This window comes from Edaphobacter sp. FHG110511_03, from assembly GCF_059115365.1.
Map to the genome: position 1 here is coordinate 1191303 of NZ_JBZYWL010000001.1, position 23122 is coordinate 1214424.

General features: G+C 50.0%; 15 protein-coding genes. 11 read left to right on the forward strand and 4 right to left on the reverse strand.

Features of this window, described 5'->3' with window-relative positions; all coding sequences use genetic code 11:
• Positions 1 to 56: 56 nt before the first annotated feature.
• The 3 genes from AC5S26_RS04840 (at position 57) to AC5S26_RS04850 (ending at position 5575) form a co-directional block, all read left to right on the forward strand.
• On the forward strand, positions 57 to 1079 hold the full coding sequence (locus tag AC5S26_RS04840; RefSeq protein ID WP_494183715.1) for an NAD-dependent epimerase/dehydratase family protein: 1023 nt from the start codon (positions 57 to 59) through the stop codon (positions 1077 to 1079).
• Positions 1080 to 1330: 251 nt separating this feature from the next.
• Positions 1331 to 2110, forward strand: coding sequence for a class I SAM-dependent methyltransferase (locus AC5S26_RS04845; protein ID WP_494183716.1), 780 nt, complete (start codon positions 1331 to 1333; stop codon positions 2108 to 2110).
• 1128 nt (positions 2111 to 3238) lie between these two features.
• Complete coding sequence (locus tag AC5S26_RS04850) at positions 3239 to 5575, forward strand: hypothetical protein (RefSeq protein ID WP_494183717.1); 2337 nt, start codon at positions 3239 to 3241, stop codon at positions 5573 to 5575.
• A 475-nt stretch (positions 5576 to 6050) separates the two neighbouring features.
• Here AC5S26_RS04850 and AC5S26_RS04855 read toward each other — a convergent pair whose 3' ends face one another.
• The gene (locus AC5S26_RS04855; protein ID WP_494183718.1) at positions 6051 to 8399 is read right to left on the reverse strand and encodes an FG-GAP-like repeat-containing protein; all 2349 of its coding nucleotides are present in this window, start codon (positions 8397 to 8399) and stop codon (positions 6051 to 6053) included.
• A gap of 1535 nt (positions 8400 to 9934) precedes the next feature.
• Here AC5S26_RS04855 and AC5S26_RS04860 point away from each other — a divergent pair.
• Positions 9935 to 10573 (forward strand): GDSL-type esterase/lipase family protein, encoded by a 639-nt coding sequence (locus AC5S26_RS04860; RefSeq protein WP_494183719.1) that lies wholly within the window; start codon positions 9935 to 9937, stop codon positions 10571 to 10573.
• 527 nt (positions 10574 to 11100) lie between these two features.
• Here AC5S26_RS04860 and AC5S26_RS04865 read toward each other — a convergent pair.
• Positions 11101 to 12228, reverse strand: a complete 1128-nt coding sequence (locus AC5S26_RS04865) for a glycosyltransferase family 9 protein (protein WP_494183720.1) — start codon at positions 12226 to 12228, stop codon at positions 11101 to 11103.
• A gap of 403 nt (positions 12229 to 12631) precedes the next feature.
• On the opposite strand from AC5S26_RS04865, the gene AC5S26_RS04870 reads away from it, so the two are divergent.
• From AC5S26_RS04870 to AC5S26_RS04890, 5 genes are all read left to right on the forward strand, one after another.
• Entirely contained in the window at positions 12632 to 13864 is a 1233-nt protein-coding gene (locus AC5S26_RS04870; protein ID WP_494183721.1) for a GumC family protein, read from the forward strand.
• 91 nt (positions 13865 to 13955) lie between these two features.
• Positions 13956 to 14915: a glycosyltransferase gene (locus AC5S26_RS04875; RefSeq protein ID WP_494183722.1), complete on the forward strand. Its 960-nt coding sequence runs from the start codon at positions 13956 to 13958 to the stop codon at positions 14913 to 14915.
• Between the two features lie 102 nt (positions 14916 to 15017).
• Positions 15018 to 16154: an NAD-dependent epimerase/dehydratase family protein gene (locus tag AC5S26_RS04880; RefSeq protein WP_494183723.1), complete on the forward strand. Its 1137-nt coding sequence runs from the start codon at positions 15018 to 15020 to the stop codon at positions 16152 to 16154.
• Positions 16129 to 17253 (forward strand): acyltransferase family protein, encoded by a 1125-nt coding sequence (locus tag AC5S26_RS04885; protein WP_494183724.1) that lies wholly within the window; start codon positions 16129 to 16131, stop codon positions 17251 to 17253. The genes AC5S26_RS04880 and AC5S26_RS04885 overlap by 26 nt, the downstream gene beginning before the upstream one ends.
• Positions 17254 to 17287: 34 nt before the next feature.
• Positions 17288 to 18214 (forward strand): glycosyltransferase family 2 protein, encoded by a 927-nt coding sequence (locus AC5S26_RS04890; RefSeq protein ID WP_494183725.1) that lies wholly within the window; start codon positions 17288 to 17290, stop codon positions 18212 to 18214.
• Positions 18215 to 18360: 146 nt separating this feature from the next.
• Here the strand turns inward: AC5S26_RS04890 and AC5S26_RS04895 are convergent, their stop codons facing one another.
• Positions 18361 to 19083: a hypothetical protein gene (locus AC5S26_RS04895; RefSeq protein WP_494183726.1), complete on the reverse strand. Its 723-nt coding sequence runs from the start codon at positions 19081 to 19083 to the stop codon at positions 18361 to 18363.
• A 32-nt stretch (positions 19084 to 19115) separates the two neighbouring features.
• A complete protein-coding gene (locus AC5S26_RS04900; protein WP_494183727.1) occupies positions 19116 to 20402 on the reverse strand; it encodes a hypothetical protein in 1287 nt (428 codons plus the stop codon).
• A 50-nt stretch (positions 20403 to 20452) separates the two neighbouring features.
• Here AC5S26_RS04900 and AC5S26_RS04905 point away from each other — a divergent pair, with 50 nt between their 5' ends.
• Together AC5S26_RS04905 and AC5S26_RS04910 are read left to right on the forward strand one after the other, a co-directional pair.
• The gene (locus AC5S26_RS04905) at positions 20453 to 21265 is read left to right on the forward strand and encodes a glycosyltransferase family 2 protein (protein WP_494183728.1); all 813 of its coding nucleotides are present in this window, start codon (positions 20453 to 20455) and stop codon (positions 21263 to 21265) included.
• Between the two features lie 1024 nt (positions 21266 to 22289).
• Positions 22290 to 22919: a class I SAM-dependent methyltransferase gene (locus AC5S26_RS04910; RefSeq protein WP_494183729.1), complete on the forward strand. Its 630-nt coding sequence runs from the start codon at positions 22290 to 22292 to the stop codon at positions 22917 to 22919.
• Positions 22920 to 23122 lie beyond the last annotated feature (203 nt).

The following is a 23122-nucleotide window of genomic DNA, read 5'->3' on the forward strand; positions in this document are numbered from 1 at the left end:
CGTGCGGTTGAAGAAGGATTTGCCGATGAACTGATAGCAAAAGGGAGGAGTTGCGGATGGATACCGCGTCACCAACAGCAGTTGTTTGCGGGGCAGGCGGGTTTATCGGAGGTCATCTTGTAAAAAGCCTAATTGGCCGGGGCATTCGAGTTATCCGAGCTATCGATATCAAGCCACTGAAAGAGTGGCACCAGATAGCGGATGGGGTTGAGAATCTCTCCCTCGACCTCAAAGAAAAAGAGTATTGTCTGATGGCAACGGAAGGGGCCGACCACGTCTATCAACTTGCCGCAGACATGGGGGGCATGGGGTTCATTGAGAAAAACAAGGCTCTTTGTATGCTCAACGTGCTCACAAACACGAATATGCTGTTGGCAGCCTGCGAGACTGGTGTTAAGAGGTTCTTCTACGCGTCATCTGCATGTGTCTACAACGCGACCCGTCAGACCCGACCGGATGTAGTTGCTCTCAGGGAGTGTGATGCCTATCCCGCCATGCCTGAAGATGGATACGGATGGGAGAAGCTATTCAGTGAAAGGATGTGCCGGAATTTCGAGGAGGACTTCGGCCTGACCTGTCGCATCGCGCGATACCACAATGTCTATGGGCCATACGGTACGTGGAGAGGGGGACGGGAGAAAGTGCCTGCTGCCATCTGCCGGAAGATCATAGAAGCCAAGAGGTCCGGACGTCATGAGATCAATATTTGGGGAGATGGACATCAGACGCGCAGCTTCATGTTTATCGATGACTGTGTTCAAGGGACCCAAATGATCATGAACAGCAATATCGACGAACCCATTAATCTTGGCTCCAGCGAGATGGTTTGCATTAATCAACTGGTAGATATTGTTGAGGAGATAGCGGGCATCCGGCTCAAGAGAACATATGATTTGAAGGCTCCGAAAGGAGTAAATGGCCGCAACAGCGACAATACGATGATTCTCGATCGATTGCGATGGGAGCCGTCGATTCGACTCCGCGATGGTATAGAGAAAACCTATCGCTGGATCGAGAGCCAGATGGCCTTGAGTGATGGGCGCAAGTTGATTCTAAATGTGACTCACTCAGTCGCTTAGATCCAAGCGTAACTGGCATCATGTTCGCTGAAAATCCATCTCGGATGAGCCGTAAAACTCTAACGAGCTGAATTTTCGGATCGGCTCACTCCGCGCAAGGGATACTGTTGGATATGCGCCACTCCATTCATGAGGTCTCGTAACTTTCTTCAAGTATGCAGCGGTCTGCCGTGACGGAGTGCCGCCACTCAGACCATGCATGAACTGGAATGCATGGACGGCACTATCAGTGAAATTGTGACTGGAAACTGATGAGTCTCGACAAGCTCAAGAACGATTGGGAATCTCTCGCCGAGCGGGATGCGTTCGGCGCCATTCTCACCGATCCCTCCAGAGGCGATGGTAGGTGGGATAACTCGGAGTTCATGGCCACCGGAGAAGCCGAAATTGCGATCGTCATGAGCCATCTGGCTGGCATCGGCTGCATTCCCAATTTCGACTGTGCGGCGTTGGACTTTGGGTGCGGTGTCGGCCGCCTGACGCAGGCTCTGGGGCGACGTTTTGCCTCTTGTATAGGCATGGATATCTCGCGGCGGATGATTGAAAAAGCAGATTCTTTCAACCAATACGCACACTGCCAGTATGTGGTTCACTCCGACGTACGGCTGCCATTCGCTAAAGAAAGCTTCTCATTCATCTACAGCAATATCGTTCTCCAGCATGTGCCTCGGCGCTTTTCGGAGCCGTATCTCCGCGACTTCGTAAGAGTGCTCGCGCCGGGTGGTGTACTCGTATTTGGAGTTCAAGATTCTTTTGTGGCGCCGGATATCTCATCACAAATGATTCGAGTCCGCCACATTCTTCGTATCCGTTCCAGAATTCAAGATGCACTGGGTCTTGGGCAGCGTCATATGCAAATGCACTGTCTGTCCGAACGCGCTGTCCGACGCGCACTCGGCTCTGCCAGAGTGGCGGATATTCAATTCACGAACACAGCGGCAAAGGATTTCAACGGCAAACTTGTTTATTTACCACAGGCGCCCACGGTCGGTTATGTCGGCAAACAATACTGCGTGGTGAAAGAGCCGTAATTTTGTTTGACGCAATCCGGCGAGGCAAACGACCGGTACGCTAACAGCAGTTGTGCCTCCCCAAACTTCCATCCGACTCGAGTGTAAAGCCAATACCTGATGAGTCTCGTTTCCGCAGCTTCGAATCGCAGTCGACGAAAACAGGGCTTCGCTGGCGTTCCTAGAACCGCCGCCAAAAGTGGCAGAATGGCGGTGCCGATCAAAATGAATTCCCGAGGCTTGCCTCGGGAAACGTCTCTTTGCTGATTTCGCGTACTTTAAGAGGTCAGGTCGTACGCTTAGGAATCAGCTCAGTGACGGCCGCTCGGAGAATCTTAGGCGCATGTGCCGCTGGTCGATGTTGTGCTTCGTTATGGGCTGACCGGCAGTCCGACGATGTAGCCGCCATAGGATGCAGCGACCGCTTAAAGCTCCTCGGGAGGGCTTTTTGCGGATCATCTGATACATTGCTCCAATTCCCCTGGAGAGAATGACTACCAGGTGCTCGGCCTCGCGGGGATATTGCGTCAGCCATAGGGGACAGCCTTAGGCAGGTGAAGCTAGCACCGGCTGGGCACGCCTCAAGATTTCTCTCCGAACCGATGCGGTAGCTACACGCGATGGCCCACAAAATGTTCTGCCTTTCGTTGCGATGAAGATGCATCCTGTGGCACAACCGGGGACTGCAAATGGATTCAACGATCGCATACGCGCCGTTCGTATCGAGAGTCGAGAGTCATACCGCGACACGGTATCCGTGAGTTTTGACCCAACGATGTAAGTTTATGAAAATAAATAAGATGCCGGCGTAATTGAGTGTAGCCCTAAGTAGCTAAGCGACCGTAATCTAGAGCAATTTATCGAAACAGGGAGAAGCTGATGAGTGTACCGCTATTGCACTTGGAATATGCTCCAGTCATTGCGGCAAAATCTGGGAGGTATGTTCCCTTCGATCACATGAATCTACTTTCATCCGTAAGGCGTTCGGTAGGACGAAACTTTACATCCGAATTAGCTCTGTCGAACTTCGATTACTGGGCGAGAGCTGCTGGATCGACCCGCGCTGTGCTCCGAGGCGCAGATCGGGAGCTCCGGGAACGGAGAGAATGTCTAGCCTGGCTATGACGCCGCAACCCGGAGATATGCTCAATGCGATCATTTTTAGTTAGCCTCTTGATGTTCATTCCATCCGCCTTGTTTGCTAAGCAGATTAATCCTCAGCAGATCGAGGGAACGGCTGTCGTGCAGACTCCCACTGTGGATTCCCAGACAGGCGGGAGAGCACTTAACAACCGATTTCTGAATAACATATACTATCTGGCGGAATCGTGCACATCTTCTCCTAGTCAAATCTGTCTTACCAATGCTTTAACGGCGATTGGAGCAGCCAGTGCTAGTTTGGTCGTGAACATCTCCCTCCCGATAACTTCGACCGTAACTATTCCCACTAATGTTTCCCTACAAATAGTGGGTTCGGGAGGATTCAATGTTTCTTCCGGCGAAAGCTTGATTATCGCCGGGCCCTTTGATGCACTCTTGAAGAAAGTCTTTTACGGGGCCGGTTCAGTTTACTTTTATGGCGGATCATCTACGGTAAAGGTGCTCCCTCAGTGGTTCGGAGCAACGGGCAATGGTAAAGCTGCGGGGTTCGCCTCTACTGCAGGAAATCCTCTCATTACATTAGCTCTCCCTTTGGCAACAGTTAATTTTGTCGTTGGAGATGCGGTAACGCTTGTTGGTGCCGGTCCTAGAGGCGCAAATTTGATAGCGACAGTTACTGGCACAGTTACTCGTAATTCATTCAATGTTTCTCCTGCTCCCTCAACAACTGTGATGCGAGCACCAATTTATACAGAAGATGATTCTGCGGCACTCAATGCTTGGACGGCCTCAGTTAGAGGAAGTGACCATCTAGCTAACTTCTATGACAATCGAGCCGAATACGGTCCATCCCTTCTTTATCTTCCTAAAGGCAACTATCCTGTCTGTAGCACTCCTGTTTTAGTTTTTGCTTCCACTGTAATGCAGGCCGAGCAAAGCAGCACAAATGTTGGTGGAGCTTTTGCACAATGCAATCCCGCCATTAACGTTTTGAAGATTAGTGCTAATGGATATACCCCCGATGGAATGCTGATCAATTATGGCAATGGGAATTCGTATTTTGATCACATTCAAATACGAGGATCATATGATCCCGGCGCTGTAACAGTTCCTCCGGTCATTCAATATTTGAATGCTGGCAATGTTCATAGCGATAATCGTTGGGACCATCTGATGTTAGAAGGCATAGCGGGATCAGGATTTGGGTTCGGGTTTATTACTTCGACTGCAGGCACGGCTACGGCTGGCACCACAACGGTTACTTTGGCAGATGGTTCTACATTCTGTACCGCAAAATTCGCCGCTGCTCTCAATCAGCCATGTAACCAAATTATTATCGTTGGAGCTGGAATAGCAAGGTCTAACCTTACGGCGAATATCATATCGGGCGTTCCTGATCCTCCGATCCCTCGTCCTTCTGGTCAGTCTTATACAGTGACGATTGATACACCTATTGTTACGACAGTATCGAATGCTCCAGTTTATGCTGGCCATGATTTCAATGGGTCGCTTACCATTGAACATGCTGAGATGGATAGTGGTAGATGGTTTCTACTTTCTCAGGGTAATGCTTCTGGCAGCGTCGTGATTTCAGATGCAGAAATTTTTGCGGCGTCAAATGGTGCACTTCGTTCCGTGTCGTTGAATCCTGTTGATCTAGAATTTACTCACTCCTCGTGCATGGGGTGCGGTTTTACAGGTGGAGATACTGCCACTGGTGCTGCAATTTATTGGGGTTATGGTTCTACTGGACAGTTAGCTAATGTAAGAATTGAGAGTAATAGCTTCTCTCATTTATTTCTTGCTGGTGCTGAGCTTGGTGGTCCTGTGTGGGTGTCGAATGCCAGAAGTGTTCTAATATCGAGGAACACTTTGTACAACCCTGATATGGTAGATGATGTGAAAGGTATCACCGTTTCGAATGCTAGAGATGTAGATATTACTGATAATCACTTATATTGGGATGCTACGTACACAGGAGTGTGGGGTAATTCTCAAGCTATCAAAACTATTGATACTATTCAAACTCCATCAGTTCATCTTTCTGGAAATACGATAATCAACAATTCTTCGGCCACACTATATTGTGGCATTTGCTCTGGTGACACAGACACTACGGGCTATAGTGTAATTGGAAATAATTTTCTTGGCTCTGGTGCGATCAGGACACAGATTAGCTCCAACATCATCTCTCAACAGATGCGCAACACTCTGATCAGTCAGGATCATGTTGTTAAGTGGGGAACCACCCGCCCTATTTCTGGTACATGGAAAGTCGGAGACATTATTTACAACAACGCCCCTGCAAGCGGTCAGCCTATGGGGTGGGTATGTACGGCTTCAGGAACCCCTGGTGCCTGGACTGCATTAAGTAACATTCCATAACACATTCTGTTCAAGCTAAATGTCGCTGGTCCGAACCGCCGCGTTAACCACACCCCGCGATCTTGATCGGTCAACACTCTCCACGCAGAGGTAGACGGGGATGTAAATTGTGATGGTTTACTTTGCCGAAGGTTTGAAGTGAACGGGAATGCCGGTCTGGCCCAGGACGACCACGCAATCGCTGATTTTACCTCTTGATCAACACGGCGAGTTCAGCGTCGTAAGCTGTCACTACAGAAGAGAATCCCCAGCGACGATCACCTTCGCTTCGCTCCTCATCGGAGCAGTCATTGCACTTTTGTTGAAAGCCACCTTTACCGCGACTGCGACAATTATCCCTTCCCAGTCAGCCGCGTCACTCCTGACGGGGCAACTGGGTCCTTTGGTAGGACTAGGGACAAGCGGGGCTGGATGCACTTGAAGACCTATTTGAGACTTCGTAATAAAGCGGACATGGATCAACAGATTTCTGACGTTACTGAATGACAAGGGAGTAAGACGTTGTTTTTGCCACAGACCCTGAAGTCGCAACTACATTGAAGTTAGAAGTTGTTGGGGTCTTTGTTCCGGATGAGCTACTTCCGCCGCAACCGGAGATGCCGATAGCGGCAATTGCGAATAGAGCGCAAAACAAATAACGACCGTTCTTTCGTTTTGATTGCTTTGCAGGGAAAAGAAAAAAAAGACATCCGAGGGATAGAGTCGCTTCGAATATGTTGCGGTGAAGTCCATCCTTGAAAAAAGAGGCGGCGGAATTAAAGTTCGAGGGCACTGAGACCGTCAACGACACAGAGCCAGGCGTGGAACCTGAGACTGTTACATTTGCTGGGCTAAAACTACAAGTTACATTTGCCGGGAGATTGCTGCAGGCAAAAGAGATGTTTCCGCTGAAACCATTTTGGGGAGTGACACTAATGGACGAGGTCGCGGTGCTTCCACGAGATACTGTGATGGCTGCACTGCCTCCGGCCGGTTGAAAATCAAACGCAGAGAGGACTGCTACGACCATTGACGCTGAGGAGGGTTCATTAGCGGAATCGCCCACGTAGTTCGCTGTGACCGTTTGATTACCAACCTCAGAAAATGAAGTGCTAAACGTAGCTTTTCTTGATGAATCAAGGGTGGCGCTTCCAAGTCGAGTCGATCCGCTAAGAAAAACAACATTCCCGGTAGGTGTTGAACTCGAGCCTGTTGGTGTAACGACAACACTCAAAACAACGGATTGACCCACCAGAGCTGGATTGGGAGAGGTACCCAGACTGATCTGTGTTGGAAAATTAGTGACGGTTACAACTGTTGCAGAGACATTAGAAGGCTGACTAACAGCATCCCCGGAGTAGCTAAACGTAATACTGTGCGAGGAGGCGGTGCTGATGGTTACGTTCAGCGTTCCAGCGCCTTTGTTATTGAGAGTTATTGTTCCAAGAGACGTTGAGCCGTCAGTCACAGCGACGCTGCCGGTAGGTACTGGGCCGCTCGAATTGACTTGGACAGTTAAGGCCACAGCCTGGGTGGTTAGAGCAGGATTTGGAGCTGCACTGGCAGATACTGTTGTTGCTACTTTGTTGACCGTGACATTTAGAGGAGAAGATGTACTGGAAGAGAAGTTAATGTCGCCGGCGTATTTCGCAGTGATAGGATGAACGCCACCAGCCAAATTGTTAATTGCGGGCAATGAAGCGATCGATCTACGAGATCCGAACTGAACGAGGGAGTCGAAGTGATTCATGAATCCCTCATATCGGTAGAGAAGGTCGGCAACTCCATCCCCGTCGACGTCCCCTAAGATGACAGAATACCCATTTCCACCGGGCGTGCTGGGAGTCATCTGGTTGATTGCCATGTCGAGGAAATCCGTTGTGGGAGTGAAGGAGAAGTTTCCGTCTCCCAAGTACGCATAGCCATCGCACTCGACAAGATCAAGTTTTCCATCGCCATTAATATCTTCGGATACGAGCTGAGCGGCGCTAACGGAGTTAACACCTCCTTGGCCTGCAGTACCGAGGATTTTGAGATGAGTGGGTGCCGAGAATGTGCCGTCCCCATTGCCGGGGTAAAGCTCGACTCCTGTATTATCGAGGACCGCAAGATCCATTTTGTTGCGAGAAGCGAAATCTCCAGCAACAACAGCAGAGATGCAGGTTGCGTCGGCGCAATTACTTCCCGCAAGAGGAGCAGAAGGCGGCGCAAACGTACCATCTCCCAAATTGTGAAGAATCGATACGACAGTATTTCCGGTGTTAGAGTCGCCATTTTGTATGGCGACTGCCAGGTCGGGTCGTTCATCATCGGTCAGATCTACGGGAAGGATCTGTCGTATTGTTTGACTGCTCATGGTCGAGCTGGCTACTGGAAAGTTCCCTAGTGAAGAAAAGCTTCCTGAGCCATTATTCTTATACACCGTGATTGACGAGGTCGCGGGAGAGGCAGCATCCTGACTCACAATAAGATCTGAAAGGTTGCTCGTTGAGAGAACTGCGGTCGCGAGAGAATTTACAGTTCCACTGATGCCGGGAGTTTGGAGTGGAGCCTGGAAGGTTCCATCTCCATTACCGTACGCGACCCGTAGTGTATTTTGGTTGATGAATACGATATCGATCTTGCCATCGCCATTGAAGTCGATTGTTACAAAATTTTGAAGACCGAAATTCTGTAGAGCCGCTGCGGTAAAAATTCCGTTTCCCTGGTTTAGAAATACTTGTATCCCTGTACCGTAACCAGTGATTAGGTCTTGTTTTCCATCGCCGTTTACGTCAGACCAGGCGTAAGGAAACCAGCTATCGGTTCGATTGGAGACTTGTCCGAAGGCTTGCGAGAAACTCATGAATTTGGGAGCGGTTACAGCTTCACTCGATAGATTCGCGCTTCCCAGGCTCGTCGTGTCATCGTAAAACGATACGGATCCTGTCGGGATTGGAATCGTGTTGGTTTGTCCTGCAACACTCGCACTTATGTTGACTGGTTGGCCCCCAGGTGCGGTTGTCGGCGAGGCCATGACAGAAGTAGTCGAGGATTGTTGACCGAATAGGATAGCTGGAGAAAAGAGGGCGGCAAGATATAAGCTACAGCGGCTGCAGATAAGCGATGGCTTCACCGAACGCTCCAAAGGCGAAAAAGATGCGACAAAGAATTACATTGCAAATCTACGCATTGCTAGGCAACGGTAACCGTACCATGACCGATGTCTAGCGTCACGGGTAAAAGTTTGGAGTTCAATATTACTGAAGCAGCGTTCCCGTCTCTGGTTCCGATTTGGATTCGTCGGAGACGGGGAGGATGAGGCAGGGGGTGTTGGTGATGGCTTCCAGAAGGCCATTGAGAACTTTCTGACTCAGGAGATTTACTCACCCATCAAGCTTGTTGGAGTGACATTTCCGCAGGGGGTTTAAGGTCAGTAGGGATGGAAAGCAACTTTCTCCGTTTTTCCGATGGCAAGAAAAAACTTGATTGAACGCGGCATCCTGGTGAGAGGACACTTCCATTCGACGCGATCTCAGCTCAGTATCGACAGTACGGAGTTATTTGGCGCAAGATCTCAGCATTGTTGGTAATGCGCTGAATATCTTCTGTGGCAGCATTAGCCTCTGCGTTCAGGCGGCACTGATGGCCTGCGATGCGGGAGAGGTTGAAATTGGATAACATGTCGTTGTGACGACTTCCGACACGTCACTTCTTGTTAGAGCTGCCCCCTCAACCCGTCTCCTGACCGACTTCATTGTTCGACAAATCATTTGCAAACCCGCATTCCTCACAGTTGCCAAGGGCGGATGAATTGGGTTGCCCGATCCCCCAATTCTCAGCCAACTACCATCGATCTTCCTTCACGGGACCCAAAGCAATGGGTTATTTCTGATCTATTGATGTAGCGGATACCGGTAGCGACTACCGGTCTAGATGGCTTGCATGGCCTAGCACGAGTGCCTCATAAGGTGTTGAAGATACAGGCTCATCTCAGTAGGTGCAAATCCAACTCAACTGCTAAGTCTAAGATTATGAGTTTTGACTCAACGAACTCTATGAAAATAAACGAAATGCTGGCGTAATTGAGTGTAGCCCTAAGTAGCTAAGCGACTGTAATTTGAGCAATTTATCGAATCAGGGAACGCTATTGCAGTGGAATATGCGCCAGTCCTTGCGCAAAAACGTGATGGAGGTACCCGCGATAAGGCAGGCACCGAGGTGAACATATTCCGATTGAGTCTCGGCAAGTGGGCGTTCGGTCGAACATAAAGTGAGTATGGCGAAAAAAAGGAGAAATATGAACAAGCGGCGCTATCGCAGCATCCGCATACCATGTGCGGTTTATGAGCGCGTTTTAGATAAACTAAGAGTCCCTTGACCCAATTGTTACAGAAACAGATGCGCATCGTCCTCCTTCTGCCTTTGCTCTTCATTCAAGCGTGCGGCAGCGGAATACCCATCTTGCCTGTCAACAATGATGTGGTTTTTATAGGCGACTCAGTGACACAGCTTTGGGGCGAGCAAGCGGCCTTTCAAGCCCACAAAAATTGGATTAATAAGGGCATCTCGGGGCAAACGTCACGTGCCATTGCCGCGAGATTCGATAACGATGTCCTGATACTTCACCCGGGCACCGTGCACATCATTGCAGGTACCAATGATGTTTACCCAGGGTGGGCACTTTGCAAGGGTAGTCGGGACACATGCTCCCCCATGCAATCAATGGTGGAGAAGGCCAAGCGCTATGGGATTCGAGTGGTAATTGGGACGATTCCACCGTGGGGATGCTCCGACAACCCCACATGCGGTTTAGCTGTCGCGGACGAATCCGCAGCACGATACGACCGAATCGCACAGCTCAATGCGTGGCTAAAGACTTTCGCCTCTCAAGAAGATGTCACCCTCGTTGACTATCACGCGGCGCTCACGAACGCAGAGGGGCTTCACTATGCCGCAGGGCTAACCAGCGACGGTGTCCACCCCGCAGCGCCGGGCTTTGCGGTTATGCAACCTCTAGCTGAGTCTGTATTGCGGTAGACGGGGTGACCCCAAGCCTGTACCAGGCTTAAGCATGGCGGAAATGGTTGTAAGTTATTGATTTTATGGCGAGTATCTCAATCGGACAGAGCACGAGCCTTCCAAGCAGGATGTCGGGGTTCGAGTCTCTCAGTGCCCACCATAGGCAAAACCAGCCATTTACAGGGGTTCCGTCCTCGACGAAATCGTAAAGCAGGATATATAGCAACGCAAGCGTCATAAGACGCGGCCCTCATCCCGCTTTGCCAGAAACGGGATTGTCTAGCAGAAAAATACCTATCCAAACCCCGCCGCGTGTCACTGGCTTTGTCGCCGTGAAACATCCGCTCCATTTACGGCAGAACTGACTCAGCTTAGGTTGCATAACCGCATAGCCCGCTGTTGTAGGGTGAACTGCACTTCCTACCTGCTCATCAAAATCTGCACAGAACTGAGTATGATTTCGTATTCGGAGAGGCTGCCTCACGCTCGGCAGATTATTCAAAAAATAAGCAACTGAAGTTATTAAGCTCTAGTGACTCAAGTTATTAACAAGCGCTAGTTATACGAAAAGGGGAAGACTTTTCAGCAGACTGATGGAGTAGTGGAACAATGTGCCGATCACTGGAAGTAACTCTCAGTAGGTCCCAAACTGCCTCTATTACTGAAACGATTTCAATGTGCCGAATACAAGCATACTCATTGGACCCGCCGAAACACGTGGGGCGGTTGTAGCATGGGTAGCAAGTCAGGCTCGGTCCAGCAGCGAGAACCACGGCTCCGGGCGGAGCCCAGGCTGCTGCATCGTTGGCTCCATTCAAAAGGATTGTAGGAACGCCCAGAGCGTAGGCTACGTGCGAGGCAAAACTATCATGGCAAAGCAACATGCGCAGTCTTGAGATCGCTACGAAACACTCCGAAAGACCGCCTGCCAGTATTGTTATCCTCGAACTATCCAAGGCACCGAAGTATCTAAATAGCTCTTCCTTCTCCGAAGGCGAGCCGAATACGTGCACGTCAACCTCTTGCTCGACCAAGTGTCGCGCAAGAGATTGCCATTTCTCCATCTCCCATCTTCTCCAAGGCTGACTTGCCATAGGATGAATCCCTACAACGTTCTCTAGTGGATCCCAGGCGATCTTCTTCTTTGCAGGCGTGTAAAGCGCAGATCTCTGCACCTCTACACCGCTCACAGCAGTTCCCACGATCGATGCCGCGTCATAGATGTTGGGCTTGTTCGCAGGTATGAGTGTCGGTCGATTGGCAAGGGGGATGGCTGAGCGCCGAATCACCTGAGCGCAGGGATGATCAGGTGACCACGCAGGACTCCAATTGTCCCGGTACGAAACCAATTTTCCTAGAAATTCCTCTCGAAAATCTCCCGCGAGATTGACAACGTCAGTATATTTTTGGTGGCGTAACTTGCCGATCAAACGAGGGAGAGCGAACATTTCCCTTAGTCCAAAGTCGCGAACGGAACCCATCGGGAAACGGCCTGTATGGACACAATTCACAGATGGGTTGTGTGCAAATATCGAATGAATCTCTGGTCTGGTCAGAACGTCAATTTGTGCAGAGGGAAGGCCACGCGCAATCGTTTCAATCAATGCAGTGCTGATCACCGCATCCCCTAAATTGTGTGCCTGCAATATAAGAATTCTACGTTGTTCTGTCATTGCTATCCTTGGTAGGTGGCGGCTTTTCGTAAGACTAGTATCACACCGACATAAGGACCTCGTTCGCCGCAGCATTACATCATCCAACCCCTCAGTCAGGCAAACGGTACATTCTTCTCAGAAGTTCTTTCAACCTGTTCAAAATCGAACACGTGTAGCGTCAAATTCAAATCTTGTCCGTCAACTGTTCCTAAACTCTGATTTCCGAAGTTTTTAGGGCATATTCCCAGCTTGACTCTGAATCTATTATGCTCGTGTCAATCGTCGGAGCGCGACGATGGCTGTACCTAGATTGCGCTATTCAGTAACTTATGCTAAAACACCCACCCACATAGGAATGATACGCCCAATAGCCTGTTCAGGCGTCAGTTTGGAGACTGGATGCGGTATCATTCTGTAGGAAATGAAAGCTGCGCAAACACTAGAACCGCTGGCCAACGGTGAGCTCTATTCAGATAGCGGGGGTTCCCGCTATCTGAGGATCTTTTTGATTCTGCTTCAAAGTCGACGGCGCATTGCGATCATCACCTTCGTTTCGCTCCTCATCGGAGCAGCCATTTCATTTTTTTTGTTGAAAGTCACCTTTACTGCGACTGCGACAATTCTTCCTCCGCAAGCCCCCCAGTCAACCGCGTCACTCCTGATGGGGCAACTGGGTCCTTTGGCAGGACTAGGGGCAAGTGGTGCTGGAGGTTTGTTAAAGAATCCTGGCGATATTTACGTGGCAATGCTCGAAAGCCGGACGATCACGGACCATATCATCAATCGATTCCAACTCGAGTCTCTGTGGAAACAGAAAAAGTTGGAGGATACGCGCAAAGCACTTAAGAAACACGCGCAGTTCGAAGCCGCCAAGTACGGGTTAATCGTCATTGCTGTGAAAGATCCAAACCCGAAGTTAGCCAGCGATATGGCAAATGCATTTGTGGACGAGTTGTATCAGATGAACTCAACTCTGGCAGTCACGGAGGCCGGTCAGAGGCGGTTATTTTTCGATCGACAATTAGAGGAAGAAAAGAACGCTCTCACGGCTGCTGAAAACGACCTTCGAACAACTCAGGAGAAAACCGGCCTCATAGAGCTGAGCGGTCAATCAGCAATGGCCATCCGTACCATCGCGGAAACCGGGGCTGAGTTGAGAAGCCGCGAAGTTGAATTGCAGGCCATGCGGACCTATGCAACCGACGAGAATCCTGATGTTAAGAGACTGCAAACCCAGATTGACGCCCTTCGCCAACAACTATCTGCTTTGCAGAATAACCAGAAGAACATGCTCCCTGGAGACACTCAGGTGCCTGCCGGGCGGGTCCCGAAAGAGGCTATGGAGTATGTCAGGAAATTGAGAGAGGTCCGGTACCATCAGACGCTCTTTGATTTGTTGTCAAGGCAATACGAAGCCGCGCGCATCGATGAGGCAAAATCTGCACCAGTCATCCAGGTAGTCGACCACGCCGTGCCTCCCGACAAAAAGTCCGGGCCGCCTCGCATGTTGATCACTTTGGGTTTTGGCCTAGTTGGATTTTGCCTCGCATGTTTTTGGATTCTTTGGAGCAAAGCCCTTATGCGAATACGGGAGAATCCTGCGTCCGCAGTCATATTGGATCAAGTGGGCACGATTCTTCACATTCGCTTGTAGGTGGATAAGAGTGTCGATATTACAAAAACACATGAGAATGCATAGTGCAGAGAGAAGCATCTCGTCTCAGGCGATCACCAGAGTGCTTGCCGTGATCGTCATTTACAGGATGCAACCTCTTGATTCTTCGACATTGCAAACGCTTCTCGCTTCAGTTGAAAACACTTCCCCAGACAACCTCGATCTAAAAATACTAGTTTGGGACAACACGCCGGGCGGTCAAGACATCGGGGAGCTCCCCAGCGGAATCTTGTACGAATCGGCGCCGCATAACCCGGGCTTGGCGCAGGCTTACAATCAAGCTTTGGAACAGGCTGAAGCTGAGGGATACGAATGGCTACTGACGCTGGACCAGGACTCCTGCCTACCCGTGGATTTCTTGGCAAAAATTGCAGACTTTGCCCGTAAACTGAGCCCGGATAAGACGATCGGAGCGATTGTTCCTCAGGTTATTGCAGACGGCCGCATAGTCTCCCCTTTTCGGTTTGTATTCGGTGTGCCTCGTTGGTTCGGCTCAGGATTTGTAGGCACCTCAAAGAGGGCGGCATACGCAGCAAATTCTGGGTCTACAATACGAGTGTGCGCACTACGAGAGATGGGTGGCTATGATCCCATGTTCCCGCTCGATCTCAGTGACACCAACCTCTTCCATCGTCTTCACGACTCCGGCAAGAGCGTTTTTATTGCCGGTGATGTCTTGGTGCACCATGACTTCGCGCTACTGAATAAGCCTGCTCGAATGAGCATTGAGCGATACAAAGAATCCCTTCTGGATGATGGTGCTTTCTGGGATATCTACATGGGTCCGGTCGCAAGATTTGAACGAATCATACGATTCGCAGGTAGAGCTTGCAAAGACCTTTATTTTTCCAAAGAATCCGGCTTCTGGAAAGCAACTCTGTCAGAATTGAAGCGGCGCCTGTTCACTCCAAGACAGAGACGTATTGCCGAGTGGAGGAAGTGGGCAATGTCGCGATGCAGCAACTCCGTCCAAGCACGGGGAGGGTCTATCGTCGTGAGGCATGGTCAGCAGAATTATCCCCAATCATGAAGGGGCTTCATTGGTGTCAATAATTTGTGTCCAAGCAACCGGCGGATAGCTATTATATGTTGATCTAGTGCATCAGTATCAGGGTTAGCTATACTAGCGAAAATGAAGATACTGATCACCGGAGGTGCAGGATTCATTGGGCAGCACCTCACACGTCACCTGCTCGCACTCCACTACGAGATCACCATATTAGACAATTTCCTGGATCAGGTGCACGCAGGTAATCGCGTACTGCCAAGTGATCTCGAGAAGCAGGTAAGACTAGTGGTTGGTGATGTTGCGGACCCCGCTTCCCTTCGGGCTGCTCTGGAAGGCCAGGACTGCATTGTTCATCTAGCAGCGGAGACAGGAACCGGGCAATCTATGTACGAGGTTTCCCGTTACGAGCGTACTAACATTGCGGGAACGGCGCTGCTGTACGAGCTCCTTTCGAAGGAGAACCGCCTCCAGGTAGAGCGGATCGTCGTTGCCTCCTCGAGGGCAATCTATGGCGAAGGGGCATATCGTTGTGAGTGCGATGGAGTGGTCTATCCTGTCTCAAGGTCCGTCGAAGAAAAGCAAGCCGGTCAATTCGATCCCCTCTGTCCCCAATGCGGCGGCGCTTGCGAGACTATACCGACACCGGAGACGGCACCTCACCAGCCGTCCTCGTTTTACGGACTGACCAAGCAGGTGCAGGAACAGATGGCGCTCATGTTTGGTCAGGTCCGAGAAATCCCTACTGTTGCCTTGCGCTATCAGAACGTATATGGCCCCGGACAATCACTTCAAAATCCGTACACAGGAATATTAGCAATATTCTCGAATCTAGCCAGGGCTGGACGTCCGATCCATGTTTTTGAGGACGGGCTGGAGAGCCGGGATTTTGTCTATATCGACGACGTTGTGCGTGCTACTGTCGCCTCTATCACTGAAAAGAACGTTCGCGGAGTTCACGCGGTCAATGTTGGCTCCGGAGAACGAACAACTGTGCTGGACGTAGCTCAGCGGACCAATGCCTTCTATGGAGGGCGATCTGAAGTTAAGATTACTGGGGATTTTCGAGAAGGCGATATTCGTCATGGGGAGGCGGATCTGAGTTTGGCTCAATCGCTGCTTAGTTACACAACGCGATATCGATTTGGTGATGGTTTGCGGAATTTTTTGGAATGGGCCAGCGAGGGCGAGTTCAATGAAAGTAACTACGAGCGATCTCTTCAGGAATTGAAGGGACTTGGTTTACTACACGAAAGCGTGTGATCTGAAAACTGCCAAGCGAGGCCTATTAATCAACGGCGTTCACCGTGCGAATATGAAACAAATTTCAGAGTCGAATGATACGCATCGTCATAACAATTTTGACTTGTTGCGACTTCTCTTTGCGTCGATCGTAGTGCTATATCACTGCTTCGACCTCAGTTTTAGTCCCGCGTACTTCTGGATTCCCCGCGTCGCCAGCGCCAACCTGGCGGTGCAAGGGTTCTTCGCAATGAGCGGGTTCTTGATTGTGGGCAGCTATGAAAACAGTTCCACACTTAGTGCTTATCTGAGTAAACGCGGACGGAGGATTCTGCCTGCATACTGGGCCGCGCTGATCTTCACTCTTATTCTCGGAATGTTTTTTTCCACTTTACCGCTAAGCGCTTTCTTAACCTCGATCTCCACCTGGAAGTATGTAGGCGCCAATTTTTGTTTCGCGAATTTCCTTCACCCCAGCCTTCCGGGACTGTTCGAAGGTAATCCAGTAATGTCCAGCGTGAACGGCTCGCTCTGGACAATTAAGCTCGAAGTAATGTTTTATCTGAGTGTTCCTGCAATCGTGTGGCTATGTCGGAGAATAGGTAAATTGCAGACTCTCGGCGGTCTGTTTCTGCTCTCTGTTGTCTATCAGATCACAATGCGGCGATTTCATCCGACACTCGCATCTCAATTACCTGGCCAATTATGCTTCTTTATGGTTGGGGCTTTGGCATATTACTATCATGATTGGTGCAAGCGGAACGGATGGCGGGTGTGGACTGTTGCCATTATCTGCTATCTTGTATCCGTGTTTTCGAGCGGGATTGCTTTCCGAGCTATCGGAGTTTCTCTTGGCGTTGTTTGTTTCGGTCTTCTGGTACCTCCGCTTGGGCAGCCTGCGAAGTATGGCGACTTCTCATATGGAACTTATGTCTTTCATTTCCCTGTGATCCAAACCTTCATTGCGTTGGGCTTGGTTAAAAGCCATCCGGAACTTGCCCTTGGATTAATCCTGTTATCCGTAGCGGCATTGAGTTTCACATCATGGAACCTGGTCGAGAAGCCATTCTTGCGACGAAACGATAAACGAAAACTAACAGGCAGGACGCAACTAGTTTAGACACTATAGGAATTTCAAAAGGTAAGTAGCCAACATGGGCACACTGCTAGATGTAACCATCATTATCCCGAACTACAACACACGGGAACTTCTCCGCCAGTGTCTCGCCTCTGTTTACGAGCACACGCATGGCATCGAGTTTGAGGTTATCTGCATTGACGATAATTCGTCTGACGGCAGTGCCGACATGGTTGCAGCAAAGTTTCCCGAGGCGATTTTGGTTCGCAATACATCAGGTCAGATGTATGCGAAAAATAACAATCTTGGCATGAGGATGTCTCGTGCGCGTTATGCGTGCCTGTTGAACAGCGACACAAAATTGATTGCGAATGCCTTTCAAGCGTTGGTCGAGTTTATGGATGACCATCCCGACGCGGCTGCCTGCACGCCCAGGTTGCTGAATCCCGACGGTACTACCCAAATATGCGTTCGACGATTCGCTCAGTTAGGGACACTCATCCTTCAAGGCCTGAACTGGCACAAATTTTTCCCCAATGGAATCGTTAGTACCAAATACTACGCCGCAAACTTCGATCATTCTCGCGAGCAGGTGATCGAGGCGTTAGGGACCACCGCGTTTGTCATTCGCCGGACGACCTGGGAACAAGCTGGAATGCTTGATGAGCGTTTTCCAATGTACCAGGTAGATCTTGCCTACTGCTACACACTAAAGATGAAGGGTTTTAAGATCTATTACACGCCTTCTGCGGAAATTATTCACTACGGTAGTCAGAGCGTAAATCAAAGAGCACTTGCGGGTATCCGGATGCAACACCGGGGGTTTATTGATTTTAGCGATCACTACGATTACTTTAGCTCCAACCTTTTGATAAAGTTCTTGATCAGGCAGGCGGTCAGACTACGGTACTGGCTCAAACTGGCGGAATTTCATCTAAGCAGCGACAAGCGAGTGATTAAAGGCCCCGGCAGAGCACCGGTAACGAAGAGTAGCCGATATTAATCCTCAGTTGAAAACCAGAAGATGTGATCTCTCCAACAAGAGCGCGACATCTTCATTGTTACCGCTTGGTTGGGTAAGACTTTGCCCAAGCGCTATGCGAACCAAATGCTACGCAGTATTCCAGAATGAGCTGCTCGACAAGCTGGCTACCGAGTAGGACGAATTTGGATTACATTATCAAAAACCTGCATTTCGTACCCTGGGAAACGACTTACAACGATATCGTGGAGTTCGAACAAAGTTGGATATCCATGATTTCCGTCAAAGCAAATAGCATCGTCAATGAGAAGGACGTGGTCCTTGATCGGATGCCGGAGAATCGCTTCAATCTCTGCACGAATCGGACACCGAACATCTCCCAACGCGGTAATCCCCCCGGAGTAATGGCCATCTAGCCAGAACAGGCAACGCTCCTTGATGCTTCCCAAGACGCTCTCGAGTGCAGTTGCGCTATCACCGGCAACAAGATGAATATGTGGGTACTTCCTAAATGCCGACTTTGCCCTTTCGTGCAACTCCTCGCTTAACTCGATGGAATAGATTTCCTTAAAGTGATCTTTCATCGCGGAGATCATATCCCCAAGGAAGGTTCCAGTTTCAACTAGAATATGTGTATTAAACTTTTGGGCATGATCCAGCAATATGCGCTGTTTAATGATGTGGGGAGGCCCAAATCGTCCTCCTGTCTCCCATGCCTTTTGCTGCTTTCTGGCCCTTATCCCCATTAGCAGGCTCAACGCGGCCGAATCTCTGGCCAAAATGCGGGCCTTCATTTTCCAGGTGATATTCATTTGAGAAATGCTAAAAGATCTGCGTTCGTAATGCAACGATGGATGGTCAAGCGGATCGAATGGCGAGTTCTTCTTCAAGAGGCAGAAGACTCTCGCAATGAAGTCTTCGCTTAAGTCCGTGTCGCTGGCTTATGTAGGTCGTCAGAAACCATTGTAGACAAAGTGGCTACATGCGCGAAGCACCATAACGGAAAAAGGAAGACGGCTGTGTCCACAACTATTGACCCGAACAGGGACGATTCAAATGGCAAGTTAATAGCAGCTACTGCCAATAGCAGCGAGAAAGTGAGAGTCATGGCGCTTCTCGCATGGAAGGTGAAGAACTGCCTACGAAACAAGCCAGTCAGGTAGCCGATTGCGAGACAATAGACGCAGCCCCCAATAGGACCAAAAAATATGTCGGCGCGAACAAAATATTGCGCATTTGGGCCGAATCCATTTTCCATATTGCCAATAATCGATCCGAGCGCGATGGGAATGGACGCATAGTCCACTATTCTGAACATCCCCAGAATAGGATCCACCAAATAATGGGCATAATCCCAAGGGCCAGCGTTCATTAACTCTGGTATGGCACCGCGCCGAGGGTAGTAAAACAAAATGACATCACCGAAGAGAAGTATCCTTCTCGAGAGGGCTGCGATACCCTGTGCAAGCCCTCCGTTTTCTACTATCAATACCGTTGTTGCAACTGCGAGAGCTGCTCCAAAAGAAGGTATCGAAAGCTTCCTAAGCTTGCTGGAATATTTCTGGCTTTCCCCCAGGCCTTTGTGGTTGATAACAAAGGCCATCACGAAAAGGATCGGCAGGAGCGCTCCCTTTGAGCCAGAGAGTGCAACAAAAGCGGAACTGGTGACGAGCATCATCATCGCCAGCATCGGCTTTCGACCGATGGCAATCAGTAAGATACAACCGCAACAAAGGAATAGATAAGGGCCCTGATCTAAGTGTCGAATCATGCCCAATCCTCCTGTATAAGTAGAGACTTTTGCCTCACTAGGTTGACCGGACAATAATGGAAAGCCAGCAGTAAAACCGAGATAGAGATTTGCGATAGAGATAATTACAAAAGCAAGAAAAAGGATAATCTCTAATTCTAACAAAGCATCATCGTTAAATCGTATAGTCGGATTGTCTGTTGACATTTTCCCCGCGAAAGTGAGTCCAATCCAAAAAAACACAATAAAAAATGTGAACTCGATCTTGGCACTTGAATTCCAGTCCAGGCCGAACATCAAAACAACATCCGCAATCATTGCGACGATAAACACATTCAACGGGTCGAGAATACTGATTACAAATGGCCGATAAGCGAGAATCAAGACAATTGTGGCAATCACGAAGAGAGCCACGAATTGATTCGCATCCAGGCCGATTGCGCTCAGGATATCTAGCATTCGTCTTCCTTCCACAGCTCGCCTGCGAAGGCGGATGAAAAGCAAAGATCTTGATCAAGGATGTCCAGCAAGTGTTCTCCTTTATACTTGTACAGATGATATCGAGAGTCGAGGACCATCGACGACGTGAAATACCGTCAGCTGTTGAGCCTCTCGTTTCGATCATTACCGTTGTCTTTCACGCACGAGAAGATCTTCCAGATCTGATCGAGAGCGTTGCTCGCCTCAAGAAGGACAATGTTGAGTTCATCGTAATTGATGGCGGCTCCAAAGATGGGACCTTCGAGCTACTAAGCCAGTACGATTCCGTCATCGATTATTGGGCAAGTGAGCCAGACAAGGGTATCTATGATGCAATGAACAAAGGCATCGCTGCAGCTCAAGGTACCTTTCTGTTACATCTTAATGCCGGTGATAGACTCCTGCATATTCCGTTTCGGGAACTTGAGGCTGCCGCGTCGAATAGTACAGATGTTGTGGCATTTCGTGTCTCGATCGATGGCAAGCAGGAGTTTCGTCCTAGGCGTGGAATCGCGTTACGACTCAAGAACACCTTGCACCACCAAGGAACGTTCTATAGGAGAGAGGATTTTCCGTTTTACGACGTGAACTATCGGGTATTTGCCGACTTCGACGCGAACCAACGGCTTGCGCGCAGCGGAGCCCGCATTGAGATTTTCGATCAGGTGGTAGCTTCCCATCAGGGCGGCGGTCTTTCCGATGCCCACACAAAAGCGAACGTTTGTGAGTTTTTTCAGGTCATCAAGAGAAACTACGGCTGGACGCATTTGCCTCCAGCTTGGTTAATATGCAAATGGCGGGGTATGAAAACCCGGCTCGCGATGATGCTTCAAGGGTTCTAAACAGAAGATTTGCAAACCCTCAGTTCAGAACTTTCGCGTAGAGAGTATCTCGCCATATCCACAAACCTCTGCGGTTCAAGCGATAATTTCGACCTCGCAAACTGCTGCGTCCTCGCCACTTCCGCGCCACGCCGCTCGATCGACCAAGCGAGGAAATCCCGGCTGGTCAGTTCCGGGCCGTTGTCGCAGCGAATCGATCGCGGCGCTCCGCGTCCGCAACGAGCTCATTCAAAACACTCTTCCATCCGTCGGTTGGCGAATCTGTTGATCACCTCCAGTGCCATGCACTCCCGCATATAGTCATCAACCACGCTTGGCACGCAGATCGCTCGGCCCAACGGCGATGCATAGTATGCAAGGCCAGTCCATTCCTGATTGGCGGAGGCGTCCGAGGTCATGGCAAATGCGCAGTAGGGCATTGGAGCGCTTACTGCGATACTTGCATGCACCAAGGTTGATGGCTCGGAGCTTCTGGCTCAAGTAGTTCTGAGCGTTGACTCTCGCGCGACAGTAATTTAGAGCAATTCATCGAAACAGGGAAAAGCTGATGAGTGTGCAGCTATTGGACTTGGAATATGCGCCAGTCATTGCAGCAAAATGTGATGGAGGCATGTTCTCTTCGATCACAGGAATGTACTTGCATCCGTATTCGCTCGCTAAGTCCCAGATTCCACTAATCCAAGGCGTTCGGAAGGACGAACTTTACATCAAATTAGCTCTGTCGAACTTCGATTACTGGGCTAGAGCATTCATATGCTACCTGCCAGCCCTCCACTTAAGCCTAGCATATGCTTGGTTGCTTGGTACCGTTCCGGAATACGGTCGGCATGGCGGCCTCGTTCTGCTGATCGCATCCATTGCACGCCAACGGATGGAGTGAAGATGGTGACGAAGGGCAAGAAGACCGCCGCGGATGTTGCTCGACATTATTCAATGTCCATCCCGCGACGCCTTTCGCGAGGTTGAATCCGTCAGTGGAAAATTACGGCACATCAGGATGCCACGCGACTGCTATCATGCCTGAATGCCTGATACCCCTATCGCCGCCGCCTTTGACAAGATCTACAGCCACAATCTTTGGGGCTTTGGCTCCGGTCACGGCTCGTTGCCGAAGGTGACAGAAGGCTATCGGAGGTTCGTGCAGGACTTTATACGCGAACACAGCGTCAAAACTGTCGTCGATTTCGGGTGCGGTGATTGGCAGATTTCGCGGCGGATGGATTGGACCGGCGTTGAATACCTCGGCCTCGATGTCGCTCAATCCGTGATAGAAAATAACCGAGCTACATATGGACGCCAGAACGTAAGATTCGAGCTGGCACCTGACCAGTTCAACGATGTGCCCACCGCCGATTTGCTGATCGTCAAAGACGTGCTGCAACACTTGCCGGATGAAATGATTCACCGCTTCATGTCGCAAGTGGTCCGAAGGTTTCGCTTTGCTCTGATTACCAATTGCATTGAGCCTGCCTCCGCGCGTAACCGCGACATTCAAGCAGGGGAATTCCGACCTCTTGATATGCGTGCCGCTCCCTTCAATTATCCAGCCGAAGCCGTTTTTGCTTTCAGCGGGAAGGCTAAGTTTTCCCTGCGAGCACCGTTCACGAAGTTTCCCGCATGGCATAAGGTCGTACTCCTATATTCGCAGCCGTGATCGTTGCCTATTGCCACCTGTAAATCACGGTTCCCGAGATCCTCCGATCTCATTCGGCGAGAGACTCAGCAAGTAGATCACTGTCGATTTTCAGATTGATCACAGTCGGAAGCTGTAACGTCGGGCTGGGGATGATTGGTGGCGGCGATAACCCTGCGGTCGAAGCCTTAGCGTACTATTTTTGACGTTTGGTGTAGTGACCC